The sequence below is a fragment of the Rothia sp. HMSC065D02 genome (genome assembly GCF_001815285.1).
GTDB lineage: Bacteria > Actinomycetota > Actinomycetes > Actinomycetales > Micrococcaceae > Rothia > Rothia dentocariosa.
The window spans coordinates 253,325-265,510 of sequence record NZ_KV820092.1; the positions used below are offsets into that span (position 1 = coordinate 253,325).

The 12,186-nt window shown below is 51.3% G+C and carries 9 protein-coding genes and 1 tRNA gene; 2 read left to right on the top strand and 8 right to left on the bottom strand.

What is annotated here, in order from left to right; genetic code table 11:
* Positions 1–167: 167 nt before the first annotated feature.
* Positions 168–2,903, bottom strand: a complete 2,736-nt coding sequence (aceE, locus tag HMPREF3016_RS08625; RefSeq protein WP_070536065.1) for a pyruvate dehydrogenase (acetyl-transferring), homodimeric type — start codon at positions 2,901–2,903, stop codon at positions 168–170.
* A 477-nt stretch (positions 2,904–3,380) separates the two neighbouring features.
* Here aceE and HMPREF3016_RS08630 point away from each other — a divergent pair.
* Together HMPREF3016_RS08630 and gndA are read left to right on the top strand one after the other, a co-directional pair.
* A tRNA-Val gene (locus HMPREF3016_RS08630) sits at positions 3,381–3,453 on the top strand.
* Between the two features lie 192 nt (positions 3,454–3,645).
* Positions 3,646–5,118: an NADP-dependent phosphogluconate dehydrogenase gene (gene gndA, locus HMPREF3016_RS08635; RefSeq protein WP_004004915.1), complete on the top strand. Its 1,473-nt coding sequence runs from the start codon at positions 3,646–3,648 to the stop codon at positions 5,116–5,118.
* Between the two features lie 340 nt (positions 5,119–5,458).
* On the opposite strand, the gene epsC is transcribed toward gndA, so the two are convergent.
* The 7 genes from epsC to HMPREF3016_RS08670 all read right to left on the bottom strand — a co-directional run bounded on the left by epsC (position 5,459) and on the right by HMPREF3016_RS08670 (position 12,148).
* Positions 5,459–6,043: a serine O-acetyltransferase EpsC gene (gene epsC / locus HMPREF3016_RS08640; protein ID WP_041321815.1), complete on the bottom strand. Its 585-nt coding sequence runs from the start codon at positions 6,041–6,043 to the stop codon at positions 5,459–5,461.
* Positions 6,044–6,259: 216 nt separating this feature from the next.
* Complete coding sequence (gene cysK / locus HMPREF3016_RS08645; RefSeq protein ID WP_004004913.1) at positions 6,260–7,195, bottom strand: cysteine synthase A; 936 nt, start codon at positions 7,193–7,195, stop codon at positions 6,260–6,262.
* Positions 7,196–7,456: 261 nt separating this feature from the next.
* Positions 7,457–8,068, bottom strand: coding sequence for a DUF6318 family protein (locus HMPREF3016_RS08650; protein ID WP_238789008.1), 612 nt, complete (start codon positions 8,066–8,068; stop codon positions 7,457–7,459).
* Between the two features lie 467 nt (positions 8,069–8,535).
* Positions 8,536–9,285 carry a DUF6318 family protein gene (locus HMPREF3016_RS08655; protein WP_004004911.1) on the bottom strand — a complete coding sequence of 250 codons (750 nt, stop codon included), beginning with the start codon at positions 9,283–9,285 and terminating at the stop codon, positions 8,536–8,538.
* 250 nt (positions 9,286–9,535) lie between these two features.
* On the bottom strand, positions 9,536–10,156 hold the full coding sequence (locus HMPREF3016_RS08660; RefSeq protein ID WP_048751518.1) for a DUF6318 family protein: 621 nt from the start codon (positions 10,154–10,156) through the stop codon (positions 9,536–9,538).
* Between the two features lie 347 nt (positions 10,157–10,503).
* Entirely contained in the window at positions 10,504–11,313 is an 810-nt protein-coding gene (locus tag HMPREF3016_RS08665; RefSeq protein WP_141744369.1) for a DUF6318 family protein, read from the bottom strand.
* Positions 11,314–11,434: 121 nt separating this feature from the next.
* The gene (locus HMPREF3016_RS08670) at positions 11,435–12,148 is read right to left on the bottom strand and encodes a DUF6318 family protein (RefSeq protein ID WP_004004908.1); all 714 of its coding nucleotides are present in this window, start codon (positions 12,146–12,148) and stop codon (positions 11,435–11,437) included.
* Between the last annotated feature and the right edge of the window lie 38 nt (positions 12,149–12,186).

Genomic DNA, 12,186 nt, shown 5'->3' on the forward strand with positions numbered 1-12,186 from the left:
ATCAAAACATATTTATTTGATAAAGCTCCACCTGTGATAGAAGCCCCTCGGAAGTTGTACTGGACGGTTTTCAAGGGTAAAAAGTTCCCTCGCTCTTGCACCGTACAAGAGCGAGGGAACCAGTTAATTTGGCTTTCCGCTGAAAGCCTGGCTAGAACACAATGGAACTAGTCATCGATATGTGTTGCCTGAATTGCGTTAACGTTATTCAGATCGTACTTGGCAAACGCCTTGGCAGCCGCATCGGCGGGCACCTTACCGTCCTTTGCCAACAGCTGCAGGGCACGAACTACCATTGACTGAGCATCAATGTGGAAGAAGCGACGTGCACCGGGGCGGGTATCCGCGAAACCGAAGCCATCGGCTCCCAGAGTTGCAAAATCGTTCGGGAGGAACTGGCGAATCTGGTCAGGCATAGCCGACATGTAATCGGAGGTCGCCACAATAGGACCTTCAGCACCGGCAAGCTTCTGAGTCACGTAGGGTACACGTGCAGGCTTATCGGGGTTGAGTAAGGTTTCTTCCTCAGCAGCAAGACCTTCGCGGCGCAACTCGTTCCACGAGGTTACCGACCATACATCAGCCGAAACGCCCCAGTCCTCAGCCAAGAGTTTCTGAGCTTCCAAAGCCCACGGTACAGCAACACCGGAGGCGAGCAGCTGAGTCTTGGGTCCGGAGGTAAGCTCAGAATCCTTGAGCTTGTAGATGCCCTTGAGCAGACCATCAATATCCAGGTTCTCGGGTTCTGCAGGCTGGTGGATCGGCTCGTTGTACACGGTCAGGTAGTACATGACATCGTGATCTTCATCGAGGTTACCGTACATCTGCTCAAGACCACGCTTGACGATGTGCCCGATCTCGTAGCCGTATGCAGGGTCGTAGTGCTTCACGGCAGGGTTGGTGCTTGCCAGGATGGGGGAGTGGCCATCCATATGCTGCAGACCCTCGCCGGAAAGCGTGGTACGACCCGCAGTAGCGCCGATAATAAAGCCTCGTGCCAACTGGTCGGCAGCAGCCCAGAAAGCGTCGCCGGTGCGCTGGAAACCGAACATCGAGTAGAAGATGTAAATCGGGATCATCGGCTCACCGTGCGTATCGAAAGAGGTACCGGTCGCGATAAATGCTGCGGTCGCGCCAGCCTCGTTAATACCCACGTGCAAAATCTGACCCAGCGGCGACTCCGTGTAGGAGAGCATAAGCTCGTGGTCAACAGGAACGTAGTTCTGTCCGTTCGGGTTGTACAGCTTAGCTGAGGGGAAGAACGCGTCCATACCGAAGGTACGTGCCTCATCGGGAGTAATAGGCACAATACGGTGGCCGAAGCCCTTGACACGCATTAGGTCCTTCATGAGACGCACGAATGCCATTGTGGATGCGGCAAGCTGCTTGCCTGACCCCTTCTTGGTACCCGCGTAGACCTTGTCGTCCGGCAGTTGAATCTCAGGCTGAGTATTGGGGCGACCGGGGAGGAAACCACCGAGTTCTTCGCGACGCTTGAGCATGTACTGAATTGCCGGGTTGTCCTGACCGGGACGGTAGTACGGAGGGTTGTAGAGGTCCTTCTCCAGCTCTTCATCAGAGATCGGGATGTTCAGATGGTCACGGAAGCCCTTGAGCGCTTCCATGGTGAACTTCTTGATCTGGTGGGTCGAGTTACGGGACTCGAAGTAGGGGCCAAGAGCGTAACCCTTAATGGACTGTGCCAGAATAACGGTCGGACGTCCCTTAGTCTCCAGCGCTTCTTTGTATGCAGCGTAGATCTTCTTGTAGTCGTGACCGCCGCGGCGAATAGCCCAGATTTCGTCATCGGTCAGGTCAGCAACAAGTTCCTTGGTTTCGGGGTACTTGCCGTAGAAGTGCTCACGGATGTAACCGCCGTCTTCGCCGCGGAAGTTCTGGTAGTCGCCGTCCAAGGTTTCGTTCAGCAGTTGGATGAGCTTACCGCTCTTGTCCTTAGCGAGAAGCTCGTCCATCTCGGAGCCCCAGACAACCTTGATGACATGCCATCCGGCACCGCGGAAGAACCCTTCGAGCTCCTGGATGATCTTGCCATTACCACGCACAGGACCGTCAAGACGCTGCAGGTTGCAGTTAACCACGAAGGTCAGGTTATCGAGTTTTTCGTTAGCCGCGAGCTGCAGTGCACCGCGTGATTCGGGCTCATCCATCTCGCCATCGCCGAGGAATGCCCAGACGTGCTGCTGCGAAGTGTCCTTGATACCGCGGTTCTGCAAGTAGCGGTTAAAGGAAGCCTGGTGAATAGCATTAAGGGGGCCTAGACCCATCGATACTGTGGGGAACTGCCAGAACTCAGGCATGCACCGGGGGTGCGGGTAAGAGGGAATGCCATGCTCGCCCTTGGTCTTCTCCTGACGGAAGCCATCCATGTCCTCTTCGCTGAGGCGGCCCTCAACGAAAGCGCGCGCATAGTTACCGGGAGAGGCGTGGCCCTGGAAGAATACCTGGTCACCGCCGCCGGGGTGATTGCGTCCGCGGAAGAAGTTGTTGAACCCAACTTCATAAAGATCAGCGATACCTGCATAGGTGGAGATGTGTCCACCAACACCGATGCCCTGTTTCTGTGCGCGCTGCACCATAATGGCAGCGTTCCAGCGAATCCAGTTACGGTATTGTTCTTCAAGGTCAGCATCGCCGGGGTATTCAGGCTGCTGGTCGACTGCAATGGTGTTAATGTAGTCGGTCTTGGTTAGAACCGGTACCTCAACGCCTTTCTTGCCTGCTTCCTGAATTAGGGATCGCAGGATGTACTCGGCACGTTCGGTGCCGTGAGTTTTGATGAGGTCCTCAAGGGACTCGGTCCACTCCTGAGTCTCCTCAACGTCGACGTCCTTGAGGCCGTCAAGTAGAGTACTCAGGGAGTGTTCGTTCGGTACGTTAGCCAAACTAATCCAACCTCTCTTCTTATCCAATTGTGAAGGCGCTTGTGGCGCTGGTGCGAGGCACCCTTTGGTAAGCATGCGCACAGTGTTCTAGGAGCATACTTCTTTCTCTACTATCTTAGACCTTATTTTGATCTCTGATGACTGTTTTTGAGGTTTTTTCGTTGGAGGCTCTGGGTTATGAATGAAAGTGGGCAGGTTGGTGCGATATTCCGCGGTAAGAATTTTTGCCTAAAATGTGCAAATTTCCCGATATAGGGGCTTTCCCCCTTAAAATTTGACACCTTGAGGCATGTTGTTATTTGTGTTTATGTGGTTTTATGAGGGGTATAGTCATGGGGTGAAGACTTTGAGGGCGTAGTGACCACTATCTAATTCTGATGTGACATATAACATGCACATCTCAGTTGCGAGTACATGAGAAACCCCGTATAGTATTACCTTGTTCGCAGGAAAACAAAGGTTTTTATAGCGAAAATTGGGTCTTTAGCTCAGCTGGTAGAGCGCCACGTTTACACCGTGGATGTCATCGGTTCGATCCCGGTAGGACCCACATATAAATCCCGTACCGTAACAGGCGGTACGGGATTTTCCTTTATATCCATTCTCTCCGCGCATCATGGGTATATCGTGGAATGCTCACAATAATTATTCAAAGACTGCCGAATGTTATTCCTGTCTAATCCAAACGCTTAATTCCTTGGATACACGCGGATAAAACGTAAAACAGCGTATTCTTGTATACATGACTGAAAACAAGAAGGCACAGATTGGTGTTACCGGGCTTGCCGTCATGGGCGCTAACCTAGCACGTAACCTAGCACGTAACGGGTACACCGTAGCACTGCATAACCGTTCTGTTGAGAAGACCGATGCCTTGCTCTCTGAGCACGGCGCAGACGGTGACTTCATCCGTACCGAGTCGCTTCAAGGTTTGGTGGACTCGCTCGAATCTCCTCGCCGCATCCTGATTATGGTAAAGGCGGGTGCCCCCGTAGACGCTGTTATTGAGCAGTTAACTCCTCTTCTTGATGAGGGGGACATTATTATTGACGGCGGTAACTCTCATTTCCCCGATACTATTCGCCGTGAACGATCTCTTGCAGAAAAAGGTATGCACTTTGTGGGCGTCGGCGTTTCTGGTGGCGAAGAAGGTGCCCTCTGGGGACCCTCGATTATGCCGGGCGGTTCGGCTGAATCCTACAAGCATGTAGGTCCTATGTTAGAGAAAATTTCAGCAAAAGCGCCGCAGGATGGTTCTCCCTGTTGCGCCTGGATCTCTACCGATGGCGCAGGACATTTCGTCAAAATGGTGCATAACGGAATTGAGTACGCCGATATGCAGGTTATTGGCGAAGCCTACGATATTCTACGTTCTGTTGCAGGTATTGAACCCGCCGAGCAGGCTGAAATCTTCAAGAAATGGAATGAGACCGACCTCAGCTCATATCTGATTGAGATTACCTCGGAAGTCTTGGCACAGGTTGATGCGAAGACCGGTAAACCGTTGGTAGACGTTATTCTTGACCAGGCCGGTCAGAAGGGTACCGGTCGTTGGACCGTTCAGGCTGCTCTTGACTTGGGAGCTCCAGTATCCGCTATCGCTGAATCTGTCTTCGCTCGTGCCCTGTCTTCTTCAGATGTTAAGGCGCGTGCACAGGCTCAGCAGGAACTTCCTGCTGGTCTCATCGCGACCACCGGAGTCGGTGCAGGCGATCCCGAATTTGTCGAAGACGTGCGCCGTGCGCTCTTTGCCTCAAAACTGGTGGCGTATGCACAGGGTATGGATATGATCGCTCGTGCCGGGCAGGAATACGGCTGGGAACTGCACCTTGACACTATCGCATCGCTTTGGCGTGCTGGATGCATTATTCGCGCGGAGCTTCTGGGCGATATTATGGCGGCTTACGCGGGTGAGGTACCGGCCAATATGCTTCTCGCACCCGCCTTCAAGAATCTGATGGAAGAGCTTGTTCCTTCTTGGCGCCGTGTGGTTGCAAAGGCTACCGCGTTGGGTGTGCCGGTTCCGGTCTTCTCCTCGGCGCTTTCTTACTATGACGGACTGCGCCGCGACCGTCTGCCTGCAGCCCTTATTCAGGGGCAGCGTGACTTCTTTGGAGCGCACACCTATGGACGTGTGGACGCAGAAGGCGCATTTCACACTATGTGGAGCGGTGACCGTTCAGAAGTAAACGCTGCAGATATCCACGTTCACTAGAACCTGGATCTTAAGAACAGCGTCAATAAAAGGGGTGTGGCCGTTTCGTGAGAAAGCAGCCACACCCCTTTTTGTCTGTGTTTTGTCCGTATGCGCGCGATCCAGTGACCGACAAGGCTGAGAATCTTGAGAACACGCTGCGAGCAATGATGCTCCGTCTGCCCAAAGAAGACCTGGAGTCGTGGGTGGTTCACACGGGTAACACCGGATTATCGGTGGGTTTAATGACCTTATTCAGGGTACAGAAACCTTATATCGTAGTAGTTGCACTATTGAGGTTTGCAGCGAGATGCCGTCATAGATAAAACACCACAAACCTCATAGAGAGCACCACTCAAGATTAGATCCACATTGCTGGGTCGATATATTCCACAGCATCGACCAGAGGCTTCTTCTTCTCGGGTGTACGCAGACGATGTTTCGCAGGGATACCCGTAATTATGGAATCACGCGGATGATCGTTTACCACCACGGCATTTGCTCCGATAGCGCTATCTGCCCCAATGACTACTGGACCCAGCACCTTAGCACCAGCACCGATTGTTACTCTGTCTTCGATTGTGGGGTGGCGCTTAATCTTTTCAAGCGAGCGACCGCCGAGAGTAACGCCATGATAGAGCATCACATCATCACCTATTTCGGTGGTCTCACCAATAACGATACCCATGCCATGATCGATAAAAAAACGCCGCCCAATGACGGCCCCTGGATGGATCTCGACACCGGTCAAAAAACGGGTGAGCTGCGAGAGGGTACGAGCTAGAGATTTCGTGCCGTCCTTTTGCCAAAGTTTGTGTGTAAGCCGGTGAGCCCATATCGCATGCATGCCCGAATAGTTAAGCATGATTTCGCCAGCCCCACGCGCCGCTGGATCATGCTCTCGAACATTTTCAATGTCTTCGCGCAGACGGGCAAAAAATCCCATAATCTTCTTTCTGTTACAGTAGATACTTCCCCAAGGTACCAACATCGAAGCCGGTTTTCATATTAGGCGCGCCTGCGCCGCACAATATTGATGTTGACCCTTTATTGCGTACAACTAGAAAAGAATGCTGATATTCCCTATTCTTCTCTGAGCAGAGGAAACGCCCCACAGCACCGTAAGCGAACGGAAGCGTGGGGCGTTGTTTCTTGAGGAAGGTTAGCCGCGGATATCTTCGTAGAGTACCGTAGAGATATAGCGTTCACCGAAGTCGGGAACAACTGCAACGATCAGCTTATCCTTATTTTCGGATTTCTTAGCTTCTTCCAATGCTGCATAGACGGCTGCGCCGGAAGAAATACCACCCAGGATACCCTCCTGGGTTGCTAGTGCGCGGGAAGTGCGGATTGCTTCCTCACCAGATACTGCGATGACCGAATCGTAGATTTCGCGGTCGAGAGTATCCGGCACGAAGTTAGCGCCCAAGCCTTGAATCTTATGCGGACCAACGCGGCCTTCAGACAGGAGCGGTGAATCCTGAGGTTCAACGGCAACAATCTGCAGGTTGGGGTTCTTCTCCTTCAAGTACTTGCCAGCACCGGAGATAGTACCGCCGGTACCGATACCCGATACGAAAATATCAATCTTGCCGTCAGTCGCATCCCAAATTTCAGGGCCGGTGGTCTTGTAGTGAATAGCAGGGTTTGCCTCATTGGAGAACTGCGATGCGAGAATTGCGTTGTCCGTGGTGGCAACGATTTCCTGTGCCTTCTCAACAGCGCCGCGCATGCCGTCGGTGCCGGGAGTGAGAACAATTTTCGCACCGTAAGCGCGAAGCAGTACTCGACGTTCAGCCGACATGGTCTCGGGCATTGTCAAAATAACGTTGTATCCACGTGCTGCACCAACCATTGCAAGGGCAATACCGGTGTTTCCAGAAGTCCCTTCGACAATGGTACCGCCGGGCTTGAGAGCTCCGGCTTCTTCAGCGGCATCAATGATGGCGCGGCCGATGCGGTCTTTCACAGAGCCTGCGGGGTTGTAGAATTCGAGCTTGACGGCTACGTTGCCGGGCAAACCAGCATCGAGGCGGTTGAGTCGAACAAGGGGAGTCTGACCAATAGCATCAACAATGCTGTTTACGATCTCTGCCACAGTATTTAATCCTTTAGTGTGTGGTGAAAAATCCGATTGATTTTCCGGGGAACCTTGGGTACGTGAGAAACTTTACTACGCTGCGGGTAGCGGTGTAAGTTTACCCGTCACAGTTCGTAATATGCTACTGAGTTGGGAATAAAAACGCTGGCGGCGGTGTAGCAGGCAATAATTTTTCACCCTTAATAGTCCGCGTGCCGTATATATTTCCCATTGGAAAATTATACGGCACGGCGTTCCTTCTCGAGGTTCTAAGCGGTACTAATGGTCGAGTGAAAGAATAGTCCAAGCGTTATTCTGGTACTTTGCTTTGATATCGATATCTTGATCTAGATTTAATCTGTTGTTTTGAGTGTCGGTTGCCGTACCGTCTTTAACAGTCCATGCGCCAAAATCGACTTTGAAATGACCCGGCCAGGTATATGTATCACCATCTTTGGTGGGAGAACCAGCTTTGAGGGCGATGGTTACAACGGGGTTATCGGTCCACGTAGTACCCCCGAGGAAAGGGGAGTTAGACATAAAGAATACTTTGGTTCTCTCAGGAATATTGACCTCTTGAAGATAGCTCGTATCTCCAGTACGCAGTGCATATTGCATGGCAGCGGCGGCAAAAGCGAGGGTTGAGTATAGCCCGCCGGTTGAATCATCGTTGATGTCTTGAGGCTTCTTGGGTTTTGGAACATTCTGCGCTGGATGCTCCTTTGTTGCGGGCTCATAAGAACCTGCAGATTCGTCATAGGAATCAAGTTTGACTTCGCCTTGGTAATCTTTGCCGCATGCGGTGAGCATTGGAATAACCGCGAGACTCAGTATTCCTAAAGTGGTAAATCTGAGCGTGTTACGGCGGGAAAATACCCCGGAAGTAGGCATGATGAAGTAGTCCTCTCTCATGGGATGGGTTGGTGATGGTTTTAGCTTACCTAAACTTTATTATTTGGTACAAGCTTTTAATGTATTTCACACAAAGTTAACACGCACTCTAAACGCTTTTGTTTGAGTCGCATTTATACAAGCGTGAAAAGACAGCATTTTGACGAGCAGGTGACTGACTGCCAGCTGCTCGTAGAACTAGAGTTAAGCACAAGAGTCGAGAGAGTCGTCGCACACATTCTGATACCCGCGTTGTGTCGTCTGCTGGACTCTTGTTAATTGGTGTCTTTTCGGTACGAAGACTGCTGCTTTGGTGGGTAGGGGGAGCCTCACATAAATATTTTTCTGCCGCACGTATCTTGGTATGCGGTACAGAAAAGAGATTTGAAAAATAATCGAGAAGATATAAAAACACCGTATACTCAACGTTTGTGAGCATACGGTGTTGTGCTGCGGAACGATACCTATTAGTCGATATCCATGTGTAGATCCCACACGTTATTGATGTAGCGGCCTACAGCCTCGCCCTGCATACGTACGTAGCGTTTATCAGAAGGGGTATCTTGCTCTTTACCCTTATTGAAGAGTTTCTCGCCCAAATCAATGGTGAAATCGACGGTCCAGTTATAGGCACCCTGCGCGATAGTAGGCTGCTTGCTGCTAATAACCATTGTGGCCGAAGGCTTTTCGTACCATGTCTTTTCTTCAATACCCTTTGCTGTACGATCGGCGTATTTCTGGAGTGCATTTAGGGTATCAGCATCGGTGCTGACTTCCCGAACATATTTCATATCGCCGGTCTGCAGGAGGTAATCGACAGCAGCACCAAAATATGCAAGCGCAGAGGCAAAGCCCGCAACGGTGTTCTGGTGCATTGCTTCGGGAATAACGGGGGTGGGTACGTTCTGCGCGGGAGATTCCGCCGTAGCGGGCTGGTACTCTCCGGGGGTTTCGTACTGCTCTAACTTAGCGACTCCGGAGTAGTCTTTACCGTCGTTGACGAGTTCCGTAGGAGTCGGGGTGGGGGTAGGTGATTCGGAAGCTGAGGGGGTAGCAGAAGCTGAAGAGGAAGCGCTGGAGCTCTTCGTCTGAGAAGTGCTTGCGGAGGCTGAAGAATTAGATTCTTCTTTCTTATCGCTGCCGCACGCCGCTAAGAACGCGACACTTCCCATACTGAGAATCCCCAATGCTGCACGACGATTCAGAGCCGAAGACATCGTTATACCTTTCGTGTGAATGCATTAATCCCGTATAAGTCTAAACGTAAAACAAAACGAGATACTTGATTGTACCGAGGAATGTGACCTAACCCTAACCAAAGGTGAGTAACGTTACCGTATAAGGTAATACCTGGCATGGAGAGGGTATGGGTCTCATACGCACTTAAAACGCCCGGGCAAAGGCTTATTGCCATGCCCAGCGCAGACTTAGAAGTCCCGTATTTTTCTCTAGAGAATCCGGTGAAGACTAGTCAGCAATGTCCCGAATAGCCCATGCGCCATCGGTGTATTTTGCCTTGATTTTTCCTTCACTTGTAACTTTTTGCTCATTTTCTGGAACGTTGATTGCTCTGTGTTGAGCGACCGCCCAGTCGCCCTTGGTGAGTGTGAGCTTTGCAGGCCAAAAGTATTCGTTGTCCTTTTGCTCCGGTTGATCGGTAGTGAGCTCAATCGTAACCGTGGGATTGGAGAGCCAGGTAGAACCATTGGTGATCTCTTCGATGGAATCTACAGTATGTTCTAGCTTGACCTCTTTGAGGTACTGGGCATCGCCCGTAATAAGCCGGTATTGCAGTGCAGCCGCAAAGAACGCGATAGTCGAGTAAAGGCCCGCTACTGAGTTGTCATTCATATTATTAGGCTTGACAGGTTTGGGTACGTTCCGTGCCGGATGCTCGCGTGACGCTAATTCATAAGTTCCGGCAGATGTATCGTAGCTATCAAGCTTAGCCTCGCCCTTATAGCTCGATCTTTCGGCGCTGTTTTGCGACGTATTGCCACACGCAGAGAGTACGGTGATTCCGCCCAGTCCAACAGTACCGAGGGCGGTGATGCGCAGGAGGATTCGGCGCGAAAAAGTGAAAGACATAAAATGCCCCTTCAACGTTGAAATAGCACTAGCTTCTCAAGTGTAGCTCTACATAGAAGACGCCCTGGCAAGATAGATATAGGGGACCCGCGAAATAGTTATACGTTGCTGTGCAGGAACCCCAATAGTTCACAGGGAAAGTAACACTGCTGCGCAGATAATACCGTATATACAGGGCTCTCCGACATGTGAGGGAAAATACATATCTAGAGGGTATATGTCGAGACATAAAACCCTTAGTTTGACTTTGAAGAACGCAAGGTGAAGAGCAGGAATTCAAAATACCCAGCCTCCGGGTTCCTGCATCAACAGAACCCCGAAGGCTGGGCAAGGGTAACGAACAGCTATTATTTCTTGGGATTAGCTGCTTGTTCTTCGGTTGCCGCAGGATCTGAGGCTCCACCCGTTGCCGATGCAGCAGGACTTGCTGCCGCATTTCCCGAGCTCTTCGTGCCATAGGATAGATTGAGTTCCCAGGATTTCGTGGTGGGATTGTAACGCCCACGGAAATCACAGTCTTGGGTATAGACTCGCTCTTCTTCCTTAACCGGTTTTATCTCGCCGTTCGTCACGCTTTCAGCACCGTAGTCGAATGTGTAGACGCTCTTGAAGAGTAGATTCCCATCGCTCATAATGGCGGGCTGTGACTCCTTGAGCTCGTACCAGGCAGATGGATCTACATACCAGGTTTTCTGCTCGATCCCTTGAGCGATAGTTTTAGCGAGCGCCTCATTTTCTTCGGCGTCGTTACCCGCAAGTTTGACCTTTTTCACGGCGTCGAGGCTGCCGGTTTTCACCAGGTAATCCCTAGCCGCAGCATAGTAAGCGACGGTCGCGTGGAAGCCTGTCACGCTATTTTCGTTGGCGTTATCCGGCAGCTTAGGCATAGGGGCGTTTTGTGGGGGATGCTCGGCATTACCTGGTTCGTAGGTATTTCCCGGCTCAAAATTATCAAATGTAATACGCCCGGAGTAGTTATTTCCGTCGTTGCTATATCCGTGTGGGTTTGAGGATTTTGGGCTTGGCGCAGAGCCGTTAGCGTTATTGCCATTTGACGTGTTGGTGGAGCTGTTCGAGGAACAAGCGGCGAGCATAGTGAGTCCGGCACCTGATAAAACAGTTGTAACAGCTTGCCTGCGAGTTAAGTGCTGTGACATGGAAGCCTTTCGATGATTATGAGGGTTAAAGCGCATAGGTACCTTCACCCGGATGCGGTTGGAGAAGAAAATATTATGTCTCTATATTCTCATGCGGAGGTGCCGCTGAGCCTTCTTAGTTCTAGGACGGACTCGCGCCTGCCGTGGACTGCTGGTCACGAACTGTGAGTGTGAGGGACCAGGCTTCTTTCTCGAAGGTGCCTTGGATAGTACCCGCATAGTGGAATTTCTGCTGCTCGGCAGGTATTGCACTGGCCTGAGAGTTGACGACCTGCTGTTCTCCCAAACTGATATCGAGGGTGTATCGCCAATCTTTTCGATAATCGTTCACGGCTGTTGGCATGCGTGAGGTGAGGGAGAGCGTGGCTTGAGGAGAAACATACCAGCTTTTGGCAGCCTGACTCTCACCAGTCTCGTCAGTGAAAAGCAGGAGAGCTTTGGTGAACTCGGGGTTGATCGTGATGACTTCCAGAGGATTGGTGTCACCGGTAGCCAAGAGATAATTGAGCGCCGCATTGAGGTAACCGATGGTATCGTAAAAACCTGCAATGGAGTTTTTGCCCATATTCTCTGTTTTGATGGGGACCGGAACGTTTTGCGCCGGATGTTCTGCGTTTGCGGGTACATAAGACCCTGCCGAGGTGTTGAAGCTCTCGAAAGCCACCTCACCGCTAAAATCGCTGCGTACATACTGACTTACCGAAGGGTCACTCGTAGCATGAGTTTGCTGGTTTCGAGAGCATGCGACTATCAAAGTGGTGGCTGCAGTGCCGAATAACCCTGCCCCAACGGTACGTAATACACAGCGTCGGGAATAGGGAAGTGAAGTTATCACGCGGAACCTTTCACGTTGAGAAATAAAGGATTAGGGGT

Bases quoted from the DNA above. Each gene is read 5' to 3' on its own strand.
- gndA (WP_004004915.1), top strand. From the start codon at position 3,646: ATGACTGAAAACAAGAAGGCACAGATTGGTGTTACCGGGCTTGCCGTC.
- epsC (WP_041321815.1), bottom strand. From the start codon at position 6,043: ATGGGATTTTTTGCCCGTCTGCGCGAAGACATTGAAAATGTTCGAGAG.
- HMPREF3016_RS08650 (WP_238789008.1), bottom strand. From the start codon at position 8,068: ATGCCTACTTCCGGGGTATTTTCCCGCCGTAACACGCTCAGATTTACC.
- HMPREF3016_RS08655 (WP_004004911.1), bottom strand. From the start codon at position 9,285: ATGTCTTCGGCTCTGAATCGTCGTGCAGCATTGGGGATTCTCAGTATG.
- HMPREF3016_RS08660 (WP_048751518.1), bottom strand. From the start codon at position 10,156: ATGTCTTTCACTTTTTCGCGCCGAATCCTCCTGCGCATCACCGCCCTC.
- HMPREF3016_RS08665 (WP_141744369.1), bottom strand. From the start codon at position 11,313: ATGTCACAGCACTTAACTCGCAGGCAAGCTGTTACAACTGTTTTATCA.